Raw genomic sequence first — 21,426 nt, forward strand, 5'->3', positions numbered from 1 at the left:
AAAATCACAGACAATTACTTTTCAAACATCCTCTAAGTAGTTTTATCATGTCTTTACCCAATCTTTAATTTATAATCAGTAATTCTAGGTAGAATGTATTGAGTAGAGATGCAATTTTATCTGATGAAACACATATATAAAAAGCTTCTTTTATGGCAGTTATCGTTTGTATGCAATGCATTTTGACCTCTCTCCAAACCTCTCTCATAAAAGGCTAAGGTATACACACAAGTCAAATTACCCCCCTCAATCCCCCCTTGGAAAGGGGGAAAAGCCGGAAATTTAGTTCCCTCCCCTTTACAAGGGGAGGGTTAGGGTGGGGTAAAAACCAGATTCGTAAACTACTTCAGACTTGTGTGTACACCGTAGCCTAAAAGGAGAGAGGCTTTGAATTGTAGGTTGGGTTAAGCAAAGTACAGAAGTAGCGTGAATATCATAGAAAACTATAGCAATCAAAAAAAAGTTAAAATTATTGTTTAGCATCAATTAATTAAAGCTGCTTTTATATTTAAAAATCTGGAATTTCAAGACTCTGTTTTGCAGCCATTACGATGATTTTAGTTATTAAAAAATATCACAAAAGCTGGAGGCTAATATAATATGAAGAATGCTTGGAGGCGTTGGACTACGACCGTTAACCTAGCTGCAATCGCACTCATGCCGACGCTGATATTTTTAGCATTCTCTCATCGGGCAACAGCTGACGATCCAGGAGCGTGTTACATGATAAACTCCTCTGGCAAGACCGTCGCATTGGGAAGGCTTTGTGGCAATAGTAGTATAGCCGCACCTTCAGATAACAAAGTTTTTCGAGTCTCAATCAAACGCCGCTTTGGTGGAACTCCTGTAATTGATGTCACCTTCAACGACAAAAAAACCTTTGAAATGATTGTAGATACAGGTGCTAGTGGAACCATTATCACTCAAGGCATGGCGAATACACTTGAGCTACAGGCTACAGGTTCAATGCAAGCCCAAATTGCCGATGGTAGCGAAGTAGAATTTCCAACCAGTAAGGTAAAATCTATAGCAGTTGGTGGAGTGACAGCTAATAATCTTCAGGTTGCGATCGCACCAAAAGGAAGCATCGGCTTACTAGGCCACGATTTCTTTGGGAAATATGATATCAAGATTCTGGAGAAAGAGGTCGAATTTCATTACCGCTAATCCTTGCAGGTAGCAACTTATTGAGGTTTTTATTCAGCATTCAGCACTCCTGAAGCAGGTTAAGAGCGTTATAGAATAAAAGAAATAAACCTTAAATACATTACGCTGATTCAGCAGAATTGCCCATGACCACTTCTAAACGCCAATATCACATTACTACTTTCGGTTGTCAGATGAATAAAGCTGACTCAGAGCGCATGGCTGGCGTTTTGGAAGACATGGGCTTTGAGTGGTGCCAAGATCCGAATAATGCAGATGTGATTCTCTACAATACCTGTACAATTCGGGATAATGCTGAACAAAAGGTATATTCCTACCTCGGCAGACAAGCGAAGCGCAAACATGAGCAGCCTGATTTAACCCTCATTGTTGCTGGTTGTGTTGCCCAGCAAGAAGGAGAAGCGCTGTTGCGGCGAGTGCCAGAATTAGACTTGGTAATGGGGCCACAACACGCCAACCGTCTGAAAGATTTGTTGGAGTCGGTATTTGAGGGCAACCAAGTTGTAGCAACTGAAGCAGTTCACATTATTGAAGATATCACCCAGCCGCGACGGGATAGTACAGTGACAGCTTGGGTGAATGTGATTTATGGCTGTAACGAACGCTGCACCTATTGCGTAGTTCCCAATGTGCGCGGTGTCGAACAATCTCGCACGCCGTCAGCTATCCGGGCTGAAATGGAAGAATTAGGACGGCAAGGTTACAAAGAAATTACTCTACTCGGTCAAAATATTGATGCTTACGGCAGAGATTTACCTGGAGTCACACCAGAAGGTCGGCATCTGAACAATTTTACAGATTTGCTTTATTACGTCCATGATGTGCCGGGGATTGAAAGGCTAAGATTTGCTACTAGTCACCCCCGTTATTTTACGGAGAGATTAATTCAAGCTTGTGCCGAGTTACCCAAAGTGTGCGAACACTTCCATATTCCCTTTCAATCTGGGGATAATGAACTGTTAAAGGCAATGGCGCGGGGTTATACCCATGAAAAATATCGTCGGATTATCGATACCATTCGCCGATATATGCCAGATGCCTCCATTAGTGCCGATGTAATTGTTGGTTTTCCTGGGGAAACAGAAGCACAGTTTGAAAATACCCTGAAACTGGTAGAAGATATTGGCTTTGATATGTTGAATACAGCAGCATATTCGCCGCGTCCAGGGACACCAGCTGCGTTGTGGGACAATCAACTGAGTGAAGAAATTAAAAGCGATCGCTTGCAAAGGCTCAATCATCTGGGAAACTTGAAAGTAGCAGAGCGATCGCAACGTTACTTTGGACGCATTGAAGAAGTTTTAGTAGAAGACCAAAATCCTAAAGATCAAACTCAGGTGATGGGACGCACTGGCGGTAATCGTTTGACCTTTTTTAATGGCAATATCCAAGAACTCAAAGGGCAGTTGGTAAAGGTAAAAATTACCGAAGTTCGCCCTTTTAGCTTGACGGGTGAACCGGTTGAAGTGAGGCAAACTGTTTTGCAGTAAGAACTAGTTGAGGATTACTCCTGACTTATGATGAAGTTACCGCAAACGATTTCAGTTCTGCTTTTTGGGGCTAGCTTGGCTGTACTTTCCCCGGAACTTTGTACTGCTTTCACTGTTCAAAAAGTAGCTAACCTTGTTCAAGCATCAAGCGATTTGCCAGTAGTCAAATCAGCAGGACTGTCCCCCGATATGAATGTGCCTTGGTCAAAACCCGTGAGAATCGTTGACCCTTTTGAAGGAGAGTTTCTTGGGGTTTTCGACCGCAACTCACTAGGTGGCTATTTATACAGTGAGGGTTCAAAGCAAGTTATTAGTTTGTGGACTCCTTCGAGCATTCGAGTACTGGTAACAGTAAATTCTGGTCAAGCCAGTTCTTCTTTTTACACCGCAGGTCATGTATATCCCAGACCTGACTATCTTAGGTTTGCCACTACTAAAAAAGTCGATAAACTTTTGCTCAAGGTCAGGGAAAAAGTTTTTCAATTAGACGGGTCAACCGGCACGTTTGCTGTCAGTCAAGAATTAGCCACTGCTTTAAAAAATGCTCCAGATGAGAACTTAGACATCAGACTAGTCTTGGAAGGAGGCCAAACTGTTGACAGCGAAATTGGCAAAGAAACGGTGAAAGCTTGGCGAAGCATTTATTAAGCGATCGCATTTTTTACCGAAACAGAATTCAGGAGTCAGGAGCCAGAAAACAGACATGAATTTTGTGCGACTAGTGGATAGCGCAGCGTTAGCGAGTATTCGAGCGTCTTCATTCTGACTCCTGTTAGCGGTAGCGGGGCGTTTAGCCCATTCTGACTTCTGAATTCTGACTCCTGAATTCTTCTTCAACCAAATATTATCTTTTATTAATCAAGGAAAGATTTCTCCCCTCTCATCAGGAATCTATCTGGTCAAACTTGTTTATATATTTAGACTTCTTTACAGTACATACTGTAGGACTTACGCAAAACTATACGCGCTTTGGGGTAATACCCTGCTTTTCGGCTATTGTTTTGCGTAAGTCCTGTACTCACGTGTTATCACTCACAGCCCTGACTGTCTAAGCAGTATATTTGCGTTTATCCCTTAACGATTATGGTAAGTTTCCAGCTTTCAACTTCGTTATTGTATACCAGTAAGATAGGTAGGGGCTGACAGTGCGATCGCATCTGGGTTAATACAGTGTAGTGAAATCATTTATACCTCTCAAGCTCAAAAAAGGAAATCAACCAGATGAAATTTGGTATTGACATCGGACATAATTGCCCTCCTCACGATACAGGAGCAACAGGCATCAAACAAGAAGATGCTTTAACTAAAGCAGTTGGGACATTACTGATTCAAAAACTCAAAGCAGCAGGTCATACCGTTGTTGATTGCACTCCTACAAGCGCTAGTAGTGTAAATGATTCTCTTAGAAAGCGAGTCAATAAAGCGAATGATAATAACGTTAACGTCTTTGTTTCGATTCACTTTAATAAATTCAACACTAAAGTCAATGGTACAGAAATTTTCGCTACTAGTAATACATCACAAGGTATAGCTCAATCAGTTTTAAAAGAGATTCTTAAACTTGGATTTAATAATAGAAAGGTTAAAAATGCAGGTTTTTTTGTTCTGAAGAATACACAAATGCCAGCTATTTTAATTGAATGTTGCTTTTGTGATGCCAAAGTAGATATGGATCGCTTTGATGCTGAAAAAATGGCAGAGGCAATTAAAGATGGATTAATTGGTGAATCAGATGATGATGAACTCAAATCTGATAAAAAATACGTTTTGGAAATCACAACAAAAACTGTTTTAAAACCTTCTACGGAACAGGCATCAGAACTGCCAAAAGATTCTGTATTTGATATTGAACCAGGAAGTTACCCAATTTTAGATGTCCGTTTTGAAGAAAACCATTATTGGGTTAAGTGGCCTGATAAAAGTAAAGGAAACAGAGATGAACATTTTGTTTTTTCTGGATATAGTAAAGTGATCGAAAAAGATTAACTAATTATATCTATAGGAATCCGCTTTGATTTCTGAACGAATTTGCGTAGACAGGCAATAGGCAACAGGCAACAGAAAAGAAGGCTTCTTATACCAATTCTTTATGAAGCTGCATAGAATTCGATCCCCCCTAGCCCCCCTTAAAAAGGGGGGAATTCAAAGTCCCCCTTTTTAAGGGGGATTTAGGGGGATCAAGATATGTGCAACTTCACATTAAATTGGTATTAGTTGTACTGAGTTTTTCAGAAATCAAATATGAGTCCTATAGATCATTCGTTAACACCTAGAACAGATCCCAATACTTCTTGGATAAGCATTTTGAACTCGGAATTGGATTTTGGGAAAAGGTTAAAGGGTAAAGGTTTTTTATTTCCCCTTACCCCTTACCCTTTTCCCCAAAACCCGACAAGTATTGGAACAGATCCCTGACTCTTAGCTCGACTTTATCCATTTTTTGGCAACGCTCAATCTTAGGCTGAAAGCTTTGTAGGACAGTAATTTTACTTTTTCGATTTCACCGATAATCAGTGACATGGAAAAAGTTTTTGCCAAAAAACTAGGGTTTTGCCGTATCAAGAGAACCAAGTTTTTAATTTTGGATAAAGTCGAGCTTAGAGGATGTTTGAAAAGTGTTACGCTGTGAATTTAGGCATTTTTAGATCCCCCCCTAACCACCCTTAAAAAGAGGGGGGAACTGGAATTAAATTCCCCCAATTTATCGGGGAATTTAGGGGGATCTAGAATTTTTGACACTGACAAGAGGAATTCTAAAATATTTTCTTAGAGAAGTCGGGATTTGCAAATACTTTTTAAGGGGACAAAGCTATGTCATTACTAGATGACTTAATCAAAACCTATTTTAATAAAGATTTAGCAACAGTATTTACACAAGTTGGGATTGAAAGTGCCAAAGTTACCGATATCAATCGGCAAATTCTCAAAGAAGTTACTCTGGCTCAATGGTTACTAGAGTCTTCTAGAGGTCAAAGTGATCTTGCTGTCAACGCTAACAATTTTGCCGGATTAAAATGGCGAGATCCTGACATGAAAGGTTTTGCCGAACCGTTAAAAATCAAAGTTCCTTCTGAGCTAGAAGAAGTGGAATTTTGTAAGTTTCAAGATATTGATGCCTTTATTGTTGGTTATTGGAAGTTTTTAACCCGCACTCCCTATAAAGGTTTAGAAGATTACACCAATACACCAGAAAATTTCCTTGGTTTTCTCAAGGGTAAAGGCTATTCAGCTGATCCTAACTATGTTAATAAAGTTGTAAATCTGCTTCCAGAAGCGCAGAGTTTATTGGCTAATGCAGGTGTGGTTGTGATTGCCACGGTAGAAAAACTACAGCTAATTCGTGCCCCTCAAGAAGTGGAAGTAGGACAAAGTTTCCGGGTTGAAGGTATAGCTCGTTTAGCTGACAAAGGCAAAATTTTATCGGTGATGATCGATAACAGATTTCCAGCCCCAAGTGTAGCAATTAGTCAGGATGGCAAATGGCAATTTGATTTAGTCTTTAAACAAGAAGGCGATCGCACGATGATAATTGCTGTTGAGGATCAAACTCTAGAGATTAAAATTAAAGCTATCTTTCCTTTCGATCACAAGGACGATGAGAACACTCAACAACCTACAGCATCCAGCTTACCAGGAGCGAAAGTAATTAAACTCGATGGTAGTGTAGGAATTGGCGGAGTCAATAAAGATGATGATGTTAAGGCTATTAAGGCACGATTGTATGAGCTAGGCTACAAATGGGTAGGTGATCCTAACAATGCAGATAGAGACAGAGGACTATTTGACGCAATCAAATTATTTCAATCAATTATTGCTGGTCGCAGTACTCTTAAAGGTGATGGTCGAGTTGATGTTGGAGGCATAACTCATCGATGGTTGCAAGCAGCTAACGCACCACGGTGGGAGCTGATGCCAAAAAGCGACCCTAATAATGGTTTCGTGAACGGTGAACTAGAAGACACCCAAGATAACCACGATTTTGGAACACACTGGTTAGCTGATGTGGTCAAAGAAATTGCCCAAGACTATCAAAATAGTTATCGCAATACTCATCCCAAAGCTGCTCCGTTCACAATTAATGATGTTAGCCTGCCTTATGGAGGCGATACTCCTGACCATCAAGGGCATGAAACTGGCATGATGTGCGATGTTTACTTACCCAAAAAGAATGGAGCTTTTGGCGGCATTTTTTGGTCGAGTTCTGAATATGATCAAGATGCTACGCGAGCTATTCTCAAGTCTATTCGTAAGCAAAAGTTGGTAAAGGCGGGGGCAGTTTTCTTCAACGATAAAAAGCTAATTCAAGAGGGGCTTTGTACCCAGATGATTGGTCACGATCATCATATTCACTTTGAAATTAACCCACCAGTCAGAAGCTAATAGAGAGTCCGGTGTTTGGTGTGTGGAAGATTTGCTGACAGAACAACTTTTATAACTTCTGCCCTGCGTAAATCGATCGCACTTCGCCATTACGCCGGATGACAGCTTCGCCATTACTGACATCTACTAATGTCCAACCGCTTGAGCCGATACTTTCACCCATATTGATGCGGCGAGTCACGCCATCGATTTTAAACAAAGCGGCGGATTTATTGCCCAACTCTAGCAATCCTTCTAAGGTATTAGTGGGAGCCTGGGCGATCGCAGTTGGCGGATATACTTGTTCCTGGGTAATAGTTGGTTCTGACTCTGGGGCGAGGGCTGCACGCAATGGAACTACTGGTAATGCAGGTAGAGGCTTGGGTGTTTGCCGCACGGTAATGGGTGCAGTTTTCCCAGCCACAGGTTTGAGTTCGGCTCGTACAGCAGCAGCTAGCATATTAACGTTTACAGGCTTGCTAGCTTGTCGCACTGTATTCAGGGCATTTTTCACCACATTAGGTTGAGAAGCCTGTAACGCACTGGCAACTTGTGGTAAAAGTTTAGGAGTCCCAGGAATCGCTGGGAGGGCATAGCGCATTGGCGACGGCGCTTGATAAACGGGAACGTAGATGCGCTCAACAACGTTTCCAGAACGGTTAGGGGCTGGTGGTGTATTGTTAGCTAGAAGTGGAAGTGGTGGTAGATTACCAGATGCTTGCCCGTTACCAAGAGCTATTTGGTTAGTATTTACCTGAGTGGAGAATCCCGGACTGACAGATTTTTGATTGCTTTTGGCTCCTTGCTTATCTATAACTGCCAGCGCTCCCAGCATATAGTCAACTAACTCTGCCTCAATTTCTGTTTTGACGGGCAACTGCGACTGCGGTTGCTGCACTAAAAGCGCTGACTCAGGCAATTTGCTATTTAAAAGATATACGACTCCAGACTGTACCAGGTAGATCATACTAGCGATCGCCACGCCTAAAGTTGTTCCGACAATCAGCAGTTTGCCCAAAGCAGGACTAGTTTTCTGACGTTTTCTACTAACTGATTTAATAGTGCCGCTGTCAAACACAACAGTACTCAAGTGCTTATGATTATCTTGAGCAACTGACTGTGTTGGCTGGTTCAGTGTGTTGGCTATAATCTGCGGTATCGTAACTGTTTGCTGAGGCACGTATTCTGTAGACGATTGGGAAGAAACCCTAGCAAAAGACTGGCTCGATTTATTCTGCTTAGTGTGCCTAACAGTTTGAGAGGGCAGATTATCACTAACATCCAGAATGTAGTCGATATCGGCAAAGAGTTCATCCATTAAGCCATCAGCATAGTTTTCTATCGACCAAGGCTCGTTGGCGATTAAGTCTTCTGATGGTTCCGGTACTATGAGACGGGTGCTGGCTTCTTTTAACATAGACGTTCTGGGTTGTTGCTAGGACGGGGAAACGCCGCCCCTACTGCCTGGAAATTATGATTATTAATGAAACATCCAATTCTCGTCCTATTGAGACGAGTTGATCGAGTGTTGGTATTAAAGTCAACTTTCATCTGGGGATTCTTGATGATGGCAGTACTAATGTTTATGTCATCTATCATACCAATCCCCCCGCTTACTACTATACTCAGTCTTTATGAGCTTGGTGTTAGGCTAAAGCTGGAAACTCTGACTGGCTCTTGCTTCTACGCAATTCTAGATATAATAATAAGGCATTAATATCCGCTGGGTTTACACCACCTATACGTGCAGCTTGACCAAGAGTGAGTGGTTTTACGTGAGTCAGTTTTTCCCGTGCCTCTTTAGAAAGAGTATCAATTGTTGTGTAATCCAAATCCGCAGGTAACTGGCGGTGCGCTTGGCGGGCAATTTGGTCAATTTGATTTTGTTGCCTAGCGAGATAACCAGAATACTTGATGTCAATTTCTGCACCTTCTTTCTCGGCGCGGTTGAGGTTGGGGTTTCCCAATCCGAACCTGTCGAGGTCAACGTAATGGAATCCCGGACGGCGCAGCAAGTCGTTGAGGGTAATTGAACCTTTAATTAATTGTTGGGTATTAGATGCGATCGCTATTCCAATTTCATCATGTTCTTTAACTCGTGTAGTTTGCAATCTTTGTTTTTCTGTGGTGATATTACCCTGTTTTTCGGTAAATATATCCCAACGGCGATCGTCAATTAAACCAATTTCTCTTCCCAAGGGTGTTAAACGTTGGTCGGCATTGTCAGAACGCAATATCAACCGATACTCAGACCTACTGGTAAGCATCCGGTAAGGTTCCCGCAGGTCTTTTGTACACAGGTCATCAAGTAGCGTCCCAATGTAACTTTGCTCGCGGGCAAAGACAATCATCTCTTGAGAGCGAACAAACCGAGCTGCGTTAATTCCTGCCACCAGCCCTTGGGCTGCGGCTTCTTCATAACCTGTAGTGCCGTTAATCTGCCCAGCACAAAACAGTCCAGCAATCTTCTTAGTCATCAGTGTGGGGTAACACTGAGTTGCTGGTAAATAGTCATATTCCACAGCATACGCCGGACGCAGCATCACACATTTTTCCAAACCGGGGAGAGTCCGCAACATTTGTAGTTGCAAATTTTCTGGTAATCCTGTGGAAAACCCTTGGATATAAAGTTCGGGTATATCCCTTCCTTCTGGTTCAATAAAGATTTGATGGCTTTCCTTATCAGCAAAGCGCACAATTTTATCTTCAATACTGGGACAATAGCGTGGCCCTTTAGCTTCCACCCAACCGCCATAAACTGGCGACAGGTGTAAATTATCCTGAATTAAGCGATGGGTTTCGGCGGTTGTGCGGGTAATGTAGCAAGGCATCTGTTCCCGTTCTACCCACGCCTCTGGGTCAAAACTGAACCAGCGCACATCTTCATCCCCTGGCTGGATGAGCATTTTACTATAATCCACCGATCGCTTGTCTACCCGTGCTGGAGTTCCAGTTTTGAGTCTGCCGGTTTCAAATCCCAGGCGATTTAGGGTTTGTGTCAAGCCTTCAGCCGCAAATTCTCCAGCTCGCCCAGCTGGCATTGATTTGTTACCAACCCAAATTTTGCCTCCCAGGAAGGTGCCAGTTGTCAAGATGACTGCTTTACATTGGAACCCTACACCAAAATAAGTTTCAACGCCGATGACTTCACCGTTAGCACCCAGCACCAAATCTGTTGCCATACTTTCGCGAATTGTCAAGTTTTCTTGGTTCTCAACAATATTTTTCATCACCGCTGCATATTCGCGCTTGTCCGTCTGGGCGCGTAATGCCCAAACAGCAGGCCCTCGTGAAGAGTTGAGGATACGTTTTTGCAGGTAGGTGCGGTCTGCTACTTTACCAATTTCTCCGCCAAGTGCATCTACCTCATGAGTCAATTGGGATTTAGCCGGGCCACCCACTGCTGGATTACAAGGTTGCCAAGCAATTTTATCCAAGTTGAGCGTCAATAGCAGGGTACGACAACCGAGGCGTGCAGAGGCGAGAGCCGCTTCGCAACCGGAGTGACCTGCACCGACGACTATGACATCAAAAGCGTCTTGAAATTCAACGGAATTGTGCATGGTCATACTTACAGGATCGGCAAGCTTAGAGTTCTTTTCAATTTTAACTGTTCCAGTGATTTCATGGATGTATCTTTCTAATAAAAAAGTTATCAAATTTACTAGTACTCACTCAAAGACAAGTTTCTATTTTTAAACTTGAGTATTAAGTAAAAAAGATTATATTTTTTAAATTTTATGGCAATTTTCCGGGTTGCTGCTTAAAGCTATTGTTCACATGGTTAGCAATCAAAAGAAAATAATTGATTATTAGTATGCATGAGATATTTTGTATAAGTTGTACATAATTTTAAGCAAGTATTAGTGATTTATTTATATTTCTATTCTTTATTATCTAACTCAGTAATAGTAAATATTTTCAACAAATTAATTAATTTTACTTAAATCAACTAAGCAATTATTTAAAAATGAAACTCACCTTCAAAAAGAAAAAATCACTTAATAGAATTGTTAGAAAGATAAGTTTCATTAGTATAGTTATCTTGATAATTTTTATATTAGTAGCTAGCAATGAGATTACCCATCACAAAGTTGCTATAACTGCCCAACCATTAAACGGATGCTTGAGCAATGATTCATTAACTTGTACAGATACCTCTAAAGAGACAATATCAGAACCATTTATTCCCAACCCAAAATTAAATCATCAACAGCGTTTTTTATCTGCGATCGCTAGAAATTTAACCACAATTCCCCAGCCTGGTACTTATGAATATATTTTGCTACGAGCCTATGGTGCAGTTTTTGTAAATCAAGATATGGGAATGAAACTGCCACCAAAACATGTTTTTGCCAATGAACAAGAAACCCAAGATTTTCAAGCTACTTTAACAATGGGTCATGTCGATGGCACTAGAGACTGTTACTTACAAAAGTCTGCGGCTGAGGCTTTAAATAAAGCGCGATCGCTACAAAGAATTCCGCTAAAATCTGGTTATGGTTCTGGTGATTGTACTCGCACTTTCAACACGAACTTAAGATTTTGGTATAAATATGCCAACAATCAAGTTTTGGCAAAAGTGAAAGCGGGAAAAGAAACAAAAATTCTCGGTTTAGTTGCACCTCCTGGAACTTCACAACATCTCTGGGGATTAGCAATTGATTTACGCGTAGGTAGTAAAGAACAAAGAAAAGCTCTTAATCAAAATGGTTGGTTTCAAACTGTAGAAAATGATATTCCACATTGGACTTATGTAGGTTTATCTGAAGAGAATTTACCTATGTTTGGTTTTAACAAACAAGTTGTCCGTGGGATTACTTATTGGATTACGCCATTATAATTTTTAGATAACATGAAAAATTGAGAATACTAACCTAGAATATATATTTTCAGAGATTTAGCTATGCAAAATAAAGCTGCTAACTAGGAGCAAAACTTCCTGATTAATTTACATCTTGAAAGTATCCTATTTAACAACCTGTCCCCTTACCCATTCCCTAATTGCTTCTCGGAAAACTCGTCTTCCTGCCATGCGATATCTTTCAATTAGTAAAGGAATCTCGTGGATGTTCAGGTTAGGAAACACTAGACTTATCTCTCTTTGAAGATATTCTTCACCTTGTAACTGATAAATTTTGATTTCCCCAGAATCATAACACCAGATTTCAGGCACACCTAACCGTGCATAAATAGGAAAGCGATCTAAAGATTTACTAGTAATATCAATCTCTAAAGCCAAATCGGGAGGAGGATCTTGATTTAAATTAAACTTGAGCTTACCTCGAATTAGTGCTTCATTTTGGAAATAAAAACAATTATCGGCTTCTATTCCTGCCTTTTTTAGCTCTCGTTTCCAGGTACTAGAGCCATAACACTCATAATCTAGTTCTAAAACTTCAGCCGTATCTTTGATGATGTCACCAATTATTTCTTTGTAATATTCATGTTCTGGTAATGGTGTCATAATCTCTAATGTGCCATCATCATAAGCTACCTTAGCTGCACGGGTTTCACCTAAATCGAGTAATAAATTTTCAAATTGTTGCCAACTGATATTGTAGAGAACTACTCGATCAGCGCGATTTTCAGTTAGCAGCATAACTCCTCGCAGAATCAGTAAGTAATAAACAGTATTCAGTAACCAGTAAAAATCGGATATCAAGCCTCAAACTTACAACTGACAGCTAAACAAAATAGACATTTATCCTAATCTATTTTATCAATAATGATTGATGAATATTTTTAAACTCTCACCACCTTTCCACATGTTCTTCCATGAGGATATTGAGGTAAAATTTGGTGAAAAAGAGTGTAAAGACGTAGTATTGCTAATACTTCTTTACAAGGCTTCTGGATAATGCATATTTAATTTCTGGAGATGTCTACATTCAAAACCACACCCTTGATTTTCTATACTCCCCTCTCCAAAATGGAGAGGGGCTGGGGGTGAGATTACGCCGGATAAATCCGCAATCTTCTATTTGGTTCTTCGCCAAAACTATGCGACTTGAGGCGATAATGTTCTACCAACTCATGTTGCATTTTGCGGACTTGGGGAGAACGCGGTAATAACTCGACTGGCTGTCCTTTCGGAATCACAATTTGCTCAACAGCAAGTCTAGCTTCTTCTAAAGCATCCATCTCATCATCGCTACCGTTATGCAAAAATAGTTGCAGTTCTCGGTCATCGGCCATTTCTGGGTCATCGATGTTCAATAAGCGCCGCAAACCACGGGTGATTTGGGGAATGGTGCTGGACTTAATTACGTGGATGGGTACATGACGCGCTTTAGCCATTTGGCGTAATTTTGCGTGGTTTTTGACGTGCGATCGCAGTGCTAAAATTGCATCAGCACTATCTATATCTTTTGTCAATACCACGGGCAAAGTTAGCACACTAATTACCTGTTCCAGTTGGTGGCGGCTAACGCCATAAGGGTAAACGTGCAATGGCAAATCTTCACCATTGGGCCCTGGTTGTCTAGTAGCAGCATCCAAATCAATGCTTTCAGAATAATTGAAGGATTCATCCAGCAAACGGTCAAACTCACTGCGTCCAGTTACCCGCTCTACAGGCAATTGCGGCAGTGCTACCATTTGTCCAGATGAACGCCAGCCATTAGACGCCCGCGCCGGTGGGAAAGAATCCTCCACTGTCCCTAGCTGTCCACCGCGACCGTTAACAACAGCTAACTGCCTTGTGACCGCGACTTTGCCGTGGTCATCAACGGTTCTCGTTTGTGGGCTAGGCTGACGCCCCCGCAATAGATTATCTACGGTGTCAGCAACACTTTCGTGTACTGTCCAGCGTTGGCGTTCCAACATTTCCACAGCAATTTCAAAGGTAGGAGGGGCTTTCCGCTCCAAAACAGTCTTTTGACTGCCCCGGCGTCTGGCTTCGTCGTCTCCCAGTGTCACAGCTTGGATACCTCCAACTAAATCAGCCAAGGTGGGGTTTTTAATCAGATTTTCGATCTGATTCCCGTGGGCAGTACCTACCAACTGTACACCCCGTTCCGCAATGGTACGAGCCGCTAAAGCTTCCAGTTCTGTGCCAATTTCATCAATGACGATAACTTCTGGCATGTGGTTCTCCACTGCCTCAATCATCACCTGATGCTGTTGATCTGGATGAGCCACTTGCATCCGCCGAGCGCGACCAATAGCGGGGTGAGCAACATCACCATCCCCAGCAATTTCGTTGGAGGTGTCAATAATTACCACTCGCTTATGCAGATCATCTGCTAAAACACGGGCAATTTCCCGTAAGGCGGTAGTTTTGCCTACGCCTGGACGCCCCAGCATGAGAATCGATTTACCTGTTTCTACCAAATCGCGGATCATGCCAATGGTTCCGAATACCGCCCGACCAACGCGACAGGTCAAGCCAATAATCTTACCCGTGCGATTGCGGATGGCGCTGATCCGATGCAAAGTTTGCTCAATTCCTGCCCGATTATCTCCGCCAAAGATTCCGACTCGTTGAATGCAATCATCTATCTGTTCTTGAGTAACAGGTACTTCGCTCAGATACTCAGCTTGATTGGGAAAGCGAGCCTCTGGGCGACGACCCAAATCCAAGACCACTTCTACTAAAATATCTCGTTTGGGATGACTCTCTAGTACTTGTCGCAGGTCTTGGGGCAAAATGTCTAATAACTTTTGGAGATCGTCTGTAATCGTCATGCTTTCTATGCGAGAGATAGCGAGGACATTTGCGTGCAGGAGAACCCGCCCTGGGCATTTTCCGAACGAGCGATTAAAGCTCCTGCTGTGACTTGATCTGGGAAACGAGAGAATGGGCAAGTTCTACAGCTTGCCAAAGTAATATGTCATCTTCTTCTAGGCGAACAGTCGCCTTCACATTAGTGTTACTTACCTCCTTATTCTCTAACTGTTCGAGAATTGGTGACAGCAGTACGCGGGCGTAGCTACCGTAGGCGACCCCAGAAATTTTGGATTTTGGATTTTGGATTTTAGATTGGGGATTGGTGTCTTCTAATCCAAAATCTAAAATCGGCAATCTCAAATCGCTGAGTAGTCCCATTGCCTTTAACTTAGCAACGGTATAGCTATTTGTGCCGCCTGCTAACTGCACATATCCCGGTAACTTTGCTGCCAAAACTTTTTGCCCTAATTTCACCGCGGCTATTGTAGTGCCATCGCCAATATCACCACTCATAGGACGACCGTCGGTCTGCCAAATTAAAGCACCCTTTAGTGGGGCAATCAGGTCATACAGCGCTCTCAGGTAGTCAGTCATCCCCTCGCCATCGGGACAGCTGATGGCTAGTAACTTTAGTTGATCGGCCCACGGTGAAATTGCTTGCCATAATTGCTCAAATTCTGCCAACCGCCCAACTTTTGTATGGATTTCTACGGCATCTACTCCCGTTGACATTACCAACGGCGCGATCGCTGCCGGCGTTGACACATACAATGATGTATAGATCATATCGTATGGACAAATTGGTATGCAACGACCGCAGCCATAGCACTTTTCGGATACTACTCCCGAAAAGTCTTCTTTTCTACTGTTAAACACAATTGCTTGTGCAGGGCAAATCCGTTCACAGGGTCTAGGGCAGTCTGTAGGACATTCACTAGGATTAAATTCTGCTTTCCGAAAATGGGGGTCTTCTCCATCGTTCAGGCTAACCATCAAAAAGGGTGAGTTGCCTCTTTTGCCAAAGCCTCGCTTTTGGGCATCCATAGCCAGGGTCTTAGCTACTTGTAGCCCTGCTTGCGCTGCTGCAATCACCGCTGGATCAGCTGCAACATCTATGCAGTCAGCGCCCGCCAAAGTATAGGCTAACGTTAAATTTCTGACTGCCGGCAAATGCTGGAAGCTGGCTCCGCAGATCAGCTTGAACCAGTCACCTTGTTTGAGAGATTGTAAAGGGGCGAACAGATCAGTCACACTTCTATTATGCGTTTATGCGACTAAAAAAAGTAGTCTGTGATCAAGAAAAAGTCCGGATTTCCTAATTCAGGGATTGGGGAAATCGGGGCCCCCTTTGGGGCATTAGGAATTGGGCGAATGACACTAAGTTAAGATATAGCCCATGTCCTAACTGGTTCCTAGCCTCCAGGCTGGGAACGAGGCAACGAGGCAATACAAAACTTTGGGCTTATCTTAGTGCCATTCGGGCATGGGGCATTTGGAATTAGTTATTTCTGCCTCACTCCCCTCTTTAAAATATCCATAGGTTCTTAAAACCTGATATAAATGTAATACTACGGTTAGTTTATCGGAAAGTAGTTTTTTATATAATATGGTGTCTTTGTACACAAGCTTATCTAGCTCCACCAGTAATAATACTAAGCATTTTTTTGCCCGTAGGTCATTTTTACCAGAGCATCAAAACGGACTTTGGAAGATTGAAACGGGTTTTGTCCGAACTTTTACCTATCTGGAAGATGGTACGACTGTCGCTCTGGGCTTGTGGGGCCCTGGAGATGTCGTTGGCAGAACTTTGTCAAAAATAGAACCTTATCAGATGGAATGCCTAACTAAAGTGGAGGCAACAGTTTTACCTTTAGAAGAGTGGACTGAACTAACAGAAACTCTACTTGCCCATATTCAACAGGCTCAAGAATTGATGATCATTCGTAGCCATAAAAAAGTGGATACTATGCTCATCAAATTGTTGGCATGGTTATCCAAAAAGTTTGGCTCGGAAGTTGAGAAGGGACGTTTAATAGATATGCGTCTGACTCATGAAGACTTGGCAGAAATGCTCGGTTCAACTCGTGTTACCATCACTCGTGTTCTTGGTCAGTTTGAACAAGAGGGCTTGATTAATCGTCTCTCCCTGCATCGAATTGTGTTGCGAGAAGAAGAAATTTGGTACTACGAAATTTAGATTATTTCAGCATTCTGAATTCTTACCTTAGCGATCACTATAAACGCTAGACAAATCTAGCCAAATCGGTAGCCCCAGTTTTTCTAAATAACTCAGGCTAGAGTATAGTTGCTTTGTTCTCCCCCACAAATCTAAGTCAAACCAGCCGTCATCTTCGGTATCGGGTTGAAGTATAGCACTGGTAATATTAACTATTAGTCCATAACGAGAAACTAACTCGGTCAATAGTTCTGCCTACGGTGAGCTGCGCCTACGCAATTTTTTGGTTTGGCAGAGAATCTTGTTGATACCGTACCCGTAAATAGACGATGCTGTAGGGGTTTAGAATGCTAAACCCCTAGGAAAGATTTGGGTTTTCACCTGACACATATTTGGTATTTCTTGTCAATGCGTAAGTCCTAGCCTTAGCCCTTTCAAGGTGACCAACGAAGATACGTTGTTTCAGTGCTAGCATCTTGAATTCTCCGCTCAGATTTTGAGCTTTTTGAAGGTTGAAATCACCAATCTTCTTTCCAAATTTCATCACCTTGAAAGGGCTAGTCCTAGCCTTTACCAATCAGTTGCTTTAGTGTCATCCCAGACTTCCAATTCTAAATCATGGAGATAGGTTAACCCGCTCTCAATTTGTGCGTCTGTTCCTTGTAGTTCAAGGTCAAACCAACCATCACCGACAGCATTGGCTCCCAAAATTGCTGCCGTGATATTCACAGTCAGCCCATAGTCAGACACCAGGCGAGAAATAACTGGTTCCTGGTGATAATCCTTAGGAATTCTTAGTCGAATCCGTTTATTGGTAAGTGTATTGTCAGTAGCCATATCTGAGTTATTCTCATCCCTGATCGGGATTGGTACAGAACTACCCTTAACCCTAATGGTAATTTCCTAATAGGTACTAGGTAGATTGCACCTTATCCCATGATTTGCTTGTATCCTATTCAAAGGATAACTATAATCGCTTGATTTTTCTATTCAACATCTTTAATGCGGGTTTTCCGTTCTAGAATCTCTTTCAGCACTAGGGTTACGACTGCTAGCAACGCTAACAGTACAGCCGCAGAGAAAGCAGCTTCAGTTTCATATTGTTTGTAAGCATCTTCTACAAACAATGGTAAGCTTTGGGTTTGGTCAGCAATGTTGCCAGATACCACTGAAACTGCTCCGAATTCACCCATTGCTCTGGCATTGGTCAAAATTAAACCGTAGAGTAAACCCCAGCGGATACTAGGCAGGGTGACGCGCCAAAATATCTGCCAATCTTTCGCACCTAAAGTTCTAGCAGCTTCTTCTTGATCCTTGCCAAATTCTTCTAAAACAGGAATTACTTCCCGCGCCACAAAGGGCATACTCACAAAAGCTGTAGCCAACACCATACCTGGAAATGCAAAGATAATCTTGATATCAAGTGCCTGAAGCCAAGGGCCAAACCACCCATTGCGTCCATAAAGAAGCACAATCATCAATCCTGCAACTACAGGCGAAATCGAAAAGGGCAAGTCAATAATGCTCAATACTATGGCGCGTCCAGGAAATTTGTGACGAGCGATCGCCCAAGCTGCACATAGCCCAAACACAGTATTCAAAGGCAGAGAAATCACAGCCAACAATAGCGTTAGCCAAGCTGCATGGAGAAAAGCAGGTCGCGTTAGGTTGGATAGAAATGGCCCAACTCCTTTGCTGAAGGCTTGGACAAAAACGTTGATTGCAGGGATGTATTGAACTAGGGCTAAATAGGCGATCGCTATCCCAATTAAAACTAGTGGAACCCAACTCTTCTGTTCTTGCGGCTTGGCTGTATTTGTATCAGATGTAGATGAGTGAAAACTTGGCTTATCTAGTGTCATATCGCCTTGCCCATGCTTGTAAGAAATTAATTGCCAATAGCAGTACCAACGAAATTGATAGTAAAACTATGCCAATTACTGTTGCACCAGAATAGTCATACTGCTCTAAGCGTTGGAAAATCAGTACAGGTGCGATCAAGTCTTGATAGGGCGTATTGGAAGAGATAATCACAGTTGACCCATACTCTCCAACTGCACGAGAGAAACCCAAGGCAACACCAGTCAAAATCGTCGGAAATAAAGGTGGCAAAATCACTTTCCAAAAGGTCTGCCATTGAGAAGCACCCAGACACCAAGCGGCTTCTTCAATTTCCTGTTCCATTTCTTGAAGTACGGGTTGCACAGTTCTCACAATAAAAGGTAGTGAGATAAATATCATTGCCACCGCTACTCCCGTGCGGGTAAAAGCTACTTTAATTCCCAGTGGTGCTAGTAGCGAACCTATCCAGCCATTATCGCTGTAAACTGTTGCCAGGGTTAGCCCTGCTACCGAAGTTGGTAGTGCAAATGGTAAATCCACTGTGGCGTCAATCAAACGCTTTAAGGGAAAGTCGTAGCGAACCAGAACCCAGGCAATCAGAGTTCCAAAAATGCCATTCAGGAAAGCCGCAAATAGGGCTGTAACAAAAGTTACGTTATATGTCGCTAATGCGATATCACTGGTTGCGATCGCCCAAAATCTAGATGGAGGTTCTGTACCTGCTTTCAGGAACATGGCAATTATGGGGATAAACAACATCACCGTCAGGTATCCAATGGTGATTCGCCAAGTCCAAGGAACTCGCCCGAATTTCTTCCAAAACGGTGTTTTGCGTTCAATTTCCACAGCAGGAGATACAGTCGTCACGTCGCTTCGCTCCGAATTCAAAATTCAAAATTCAAAATTCACAATACTCATAAATAAATTTACTTGCTCTGTATTATGAGTCTGTTTCGGTCAGTATTCGTAATTGTTAATTCGTAATTCCTATAGGACTTACACACTCTCTACGAATTACATAGCTTGCTTCTCGCCATTCGCGTAGCGTCTCCTAAAGAGAGCCATTAAGAATTACAAATTACGAATTACGAATTATTTAGTTACCGTTTATTTTTGGGCTTGAATCTTGTCAAACACGCCTCCATCTGCGAAGAACTTGTTATCAATTGCTTCCCAACCGCCCAAGTCTGCAACAGTACCCAAAGTTTTCACCTTGGGAAATTTATCAGTGACTTCTTTAGTTTGAGCTAAAGTCTCATCTACCGGTCGGAATCCCAATTTGACAAACTCTTGCTGTGCTTCTGGAGTGTAGAGGAATTTGACAAATCCTTCGGCAACTTCGCGGTTGCCATGCTTATCAACGTTTGTATCTACCACAGCGATCGGATTGTCAATGGATATGTTCACATCGGGAACGACATACTCAACCTTTTCGCCCTTTTGCTGTGCCAAAATAACTTCGTTTTCGTAGTTAATTAAGACATCTCCCTGTCCTTGCTTGGCGAATGTATCTGTAGCTTCCCGCGCATCTTTAGGCAAGATTGGCACATTTTTGTAAACTTTAGTCACAAATTCAGTAGCTTTAGCCTCATCGCCACCTGTTTTAATCACAGAATCCCATAGTGCTAAGAAATTCCATTTAGCAACGCCTGATGTTTTGGGATTAGCAGTAATCAATTTCACACCATCTTTGGCTAAATCTGGCCAGTTCTTGATGCCTTTAGGATTGCCTGAACGAGTCACTAATGCTGCAACTGATTTGGAGACAATGCCATTGTTGGGAACTTCTTTCTCCCATCCTGGCTGAATTAATCCAGCTTTCTCAATCTTTGAAGTGTCTCCAGCTAGTGCTAAGTGGACAACATCTGCTTCCAAACCATCGATAACGGCGCGAGTTTGAGAACCAGAACCACCATAGCTTTGTTTGAAGGTGACAGTTTGGTTATGATCTTTCTTCCACTGTTCTACAAACTTAGGAATAATAGCTTCGTGAGCGGCTTTGGTGACAGCAAAAGAAACTAGGGTTATTTCAACATTTTGCTTACTTGCAGCCACAGGACTAGCAGCAGGGGCTTCTGTAGAAGAATTATTCCCAGTTTCACCAGAGCAGGCGGCAAGTGCCACACTCAATAAGGTTCCTACCAAAAAGAGTGATACAAAGCCTTTGAGCGAATTTAGTCTGAACCGATACGTTAAGTGTTCAGCTATCGCTTCTAATCTTTTCAGTTGGCGTTGCCACAAACTCATTCCATTTCCTCCACTAAATCTACAAATAATCGATGGGAATACAGTTATATACTGTTTATAATACTGGATGATTTCATGTATCCAGTCGCAAATATCAAAAAACCTCAGATTCTTTATCAAGAATATGGTGATTCTACCAGTTATGTGAGGAATTACAAATGCTTTTATTTTCAACTATCAAGTTGTCATCACAATCAGCTACTTAGTGTATCAAGCAACTTGCTAGGTAATGGCTAGTTTTTGAGGACAGTTTGTTTGTTGTAGCGTAGGTGTAGCCCGTCGTAGAAATCAGCTTCGCTCAACGCAGTGCTACAAAATCAAGTAATGTCTTTAGTGCAAGGATGATTACTGTAGTGAGAAATATACGCCGTAACCAAATGTTGCTGAGTCTGAGAGCAACTCGCGATCCGACGATTCCACCAACAAACATAGTAATACTCAGAATAATACCTATAGCATTTCTCAGTCTGGTG

The 21,426-nt window shown here is 42.3% G+C and carries 18 protein-coding genes; 7 read left to right on the forward strand and 11 right to left on the reverse strand.

Annotation, left to right across the window (positions count from 1 at the left end):
* Positions 1 to 600 precede the first annotated feature (600 nt).
* From A4S05_RS20295 to A4S05_RS20315, 5 genes are all read left to right on the forward strand, one after another.
* A complete protein-coding gene (locus tag A4S05_RS20295) occupies positions 601 to 1,167 on the forward strand; it encodes a retropepsin-like aspartic protease family protein (RefSeq protein ID WP_069071606.1) in 567 nt (188 codons plus the stop codon).
* A 125-nt stretch (positions 1,168 to 1,292) separates the two neighbouring features.
* Positions 1,293 to 2,657, forward strand: coding sequence for a tRNA (N6-isopentenyl adenosine(37)-C2)-methylthiotransferase MiaB (gene miaB / locus A4S05_RS20300; RefSeq protein ID WP_069071607.1), 1,365 nt, complete (start codon positions 1,293 to 1,295; stop codon positions 2,655 to 2,657).
* 27 nt (positions 2,658 to 2,684) lie between these two features.
* The gene (locus A4S05_RS20305; RefSeq protein ID WP_256091052.1) at positions 2,685 to 3,305 is read left to right on the forward strand and encodes a hypothetical protein; all 621 of its coding nucleotides are present in this window, start codon (positions 2,685 to 2,687) and stop codon (positions 3,303 to 3,305) included.
* Between the two features lie 573 nt (positions 3,306 to 3,878).
* The gene (locus tag A4S05_RS20310) at positions 3,879 to 4,643 is read left to right on the forward strand and encodes an N-acetylmuramoyl-L-alanine amidase (RefSeq protein WP_069071609.1); all 765 of its coding nucleotides are present in this window, start codon (positions 3,879 to 3,881) and stop codon (positions 4,641 to 4,643) included.
* 825 nt (positions 4,644 to 5,468) lie between these two features.
* Positions 5,469 to 7,037 (forward strand): glucosaminidase domain-containing protein, encoded by a 1,569-nt coding sequence (locus A4S05_RS20315; protein ID WP_069071610.1) that lies wholly within the window; start codon positions 5,469 to 5,471, stop codon positions 7,035 to 7,037.
* Positions 7,038 to 7,086: 49 nt separating this feature from the next.
* On the opposite strand, the gene A4S05_RS20320 is transcribed toward A4S05_RS20315, so the two are convergent.
* From A4S05_RS20320 to mnmG, 3 genes are read right to left on the reverse strand one after another with little or no spacing between them, the layout of a single operon-like run.
* Entirely contained in the window at positions 7,087 to 8,433 is a 1,347-nt protein-coding gene (locus A4S05_RS20320) for a hypothetical protein (RefSeq protein ID WP_069071611.1), read from the reverse strand.
* Entirely contained in the window at positions 8,427 to 8,615 is a 189-nt protein-coding gene (locus A4S05_RS40445; protein WP_141699765.1) for a hypothetical protein, read from the reverse strand. The genes A4S05_RS20320 and A4S05_RS40445 overlap by 7 nt, the downstream gene beginning before the upstream one ends.
* 47 nt (positions 8,616 to 8,662) lie before the next feature.
* Positions 8,663 to 10,585: a tRNA uridine-5-carboxymethylaminomethyl(34) synthesis enzyme MnmG gene (mnmG, locus tag A4S05_RS20325; RefSeq protein WP_069071627.1), complete on the reverse strand. Its 1,923-nt coding sequence runs from the start codon at positions 10,583 to 10,585 to the stop codon at positions 8,663 to 8,665.
* Between the two features lie 401 nt (positions 10,586 to 10,986).
* Here mnmG and A4S05_RS20330 point away from each other — a divergent pair, with 401 nt between their 5' ends.
* Positions 10,987 to 11,859: a D-alanyl-D-alanine carboxypeptidase family protein gene (locus A4S05_RS20330; protein ID WP_069071612.1), complete on the forward strand. Its 873-nt coding sequence runs from the start codon at positions 10,987 to 10,989 to the stop codon at positions 11,857 to 11,859.
* Between the two features lie 126 nt (positions 11,860 to 11,985).
* Here A4S05_RS20330 and A4S05_RS20335 read toward each other — a convergent pair whose 3' ends face one another.
* From A4S05_RS20335 to ldpA, 3 genes are all read right to left on the reverse strand, one after another.
* On the reverse strand, positions 11,986 to 12,618 hold the full coding sequence (locus A4S05_RS20335) for a Uma2 family endonuclease (protein WP_069071613.1): 633 nt from the start codon (positions 12,616 to 12,618) through the stop codon (positions 11,986 to 11,988).
* Between the two features lie 353 nt (positions 12,619 to 12,971).
* Entirely contained in the window at positions 12,972 to 14,705 is a 1,734-nt protein-coding gene (locus tag A4S05_RS20340) for a R3H domain-containing nucleic acid-binding protein (protein ID WP_069071614.1), read from the reverse strand.
* A 73-nt stretch (positions 14,706 to 14,778) separates the two neighbouring features.
* On the reverse strand, positions 14,779 to 15,939 hold the full coding sequence (ldpA, locus tag A4S05_RS20345) for a circadian clock protein LdpA (protein WP_069071615.1): 1,161 nt from the start codon (positions 15,937 to 15,939) through the stop codon (positions 14,779 to 14,781).
* 355 nt (positions 15,940 to 16,294) lie between these two features.
* Here ldpA and A4S05_RS20350 point away from each other — a divergent pair, with 355 nt between their 5' ends.
* Positions 16,295 to 16,885 (forward strand): Crp/Fnr family transcriptional regulator, encoded by a 591-nt coding sequence (locus A4S05_RS20350; protein WP_069071616.1) that lies wholly within the window; start codon positions 16,295 to 16,297, stop codon positions 16,883 to 16,885.
* Positions 16,886 to 16,912: 27 nt separating this feature from the next.
* On the opposite strand, the gene A4S05_RS20355 is transcribed toward A4S05_RS20350, so the two are convergent.
* The 5 genes from A4S05_RS20355 to A4S05_RS20380 all read right to left on the reverse strand — a co-directional run bounded on the left by A4S05_RS20355 (position 16,913) and on the right by A4S05_RS20380 (position 20,953).
* Positions 16,913 to 17,110, reverse strand: coding sequence for an NIL domain-containing protein (locus A4S05_RS20355; RefSeq protein ID WP_069071617.1), 198 nt, complete (start codon positions 17,108 to 17,110; stop codon positions 16,913 to 16,915).
* A 324-nt stretch (positions 17,111 to 17,434) separates the two neighbouring features.
* Positions 17,435 to 17,701 carry an NIL domain-containing protein gene (locus A4S05_RS20365; RefSeq protein WP_069071619.1) on the reverse strand — a complete coding sequence of 89 codons (267 nt, stop codon included), beginning with the start codon at positions 17,699 to 17,701 and terminating at the stop codon, positions 17,435 to 17,437.
* A 149-nt stretch (positions 17,702 to 17,850) separates the two neighbouring features.
* Complete coding sequence (gene cysW / locus A4S05_RS20370; RefSeq protein ID WP_069071620.1) at positions 17,851 to 18,726, reverse strand: sulfate ABC transporter permease subunit CysW; 876 nt, start codon at positions 18,724 to 18,726, stop codon at positions 17,851 to 17,853.
* Entirely contained in the window at positions 18,713 to 19,573 is an 861-nt protein-coding gene (gene cysT / locus A4S05_RS20375; RefSeq protein ID WP_069071621.1) for a sulfate ABC transporter permease subunit CysT, read from the reverse strand. Before cysT ends, cysW begins: the two co-directional genes overlap by 14 nt.
* A 240-nt stretch (positions 19,574 to 19,813) precedes the next feature.
* The gene (locus tag A4S05_RS20380) at positions 19,814 to 20,953 is read right to left on the reverse strand and encodes a sulfate ABC transporter substrate-binding protein (protein WP_069071622.1); all 1,140 of its coding nucleotides are present in this window, start codon (positions 20,951 to 20,953) and stop codon (positions 19,814 to 19,816) included.
* Positions 20,954 to 21,426: the final 473 nt, after the last annotated feature.

It is taken from the genome of Nostoc sp. KVJ20 (assembly GCF_001712795.1).
GTDB lineage: Bacteria > Cyanobacteriota > Cyanobacteriia > Cyanobacteriales > Nostocaceae > Nostoc.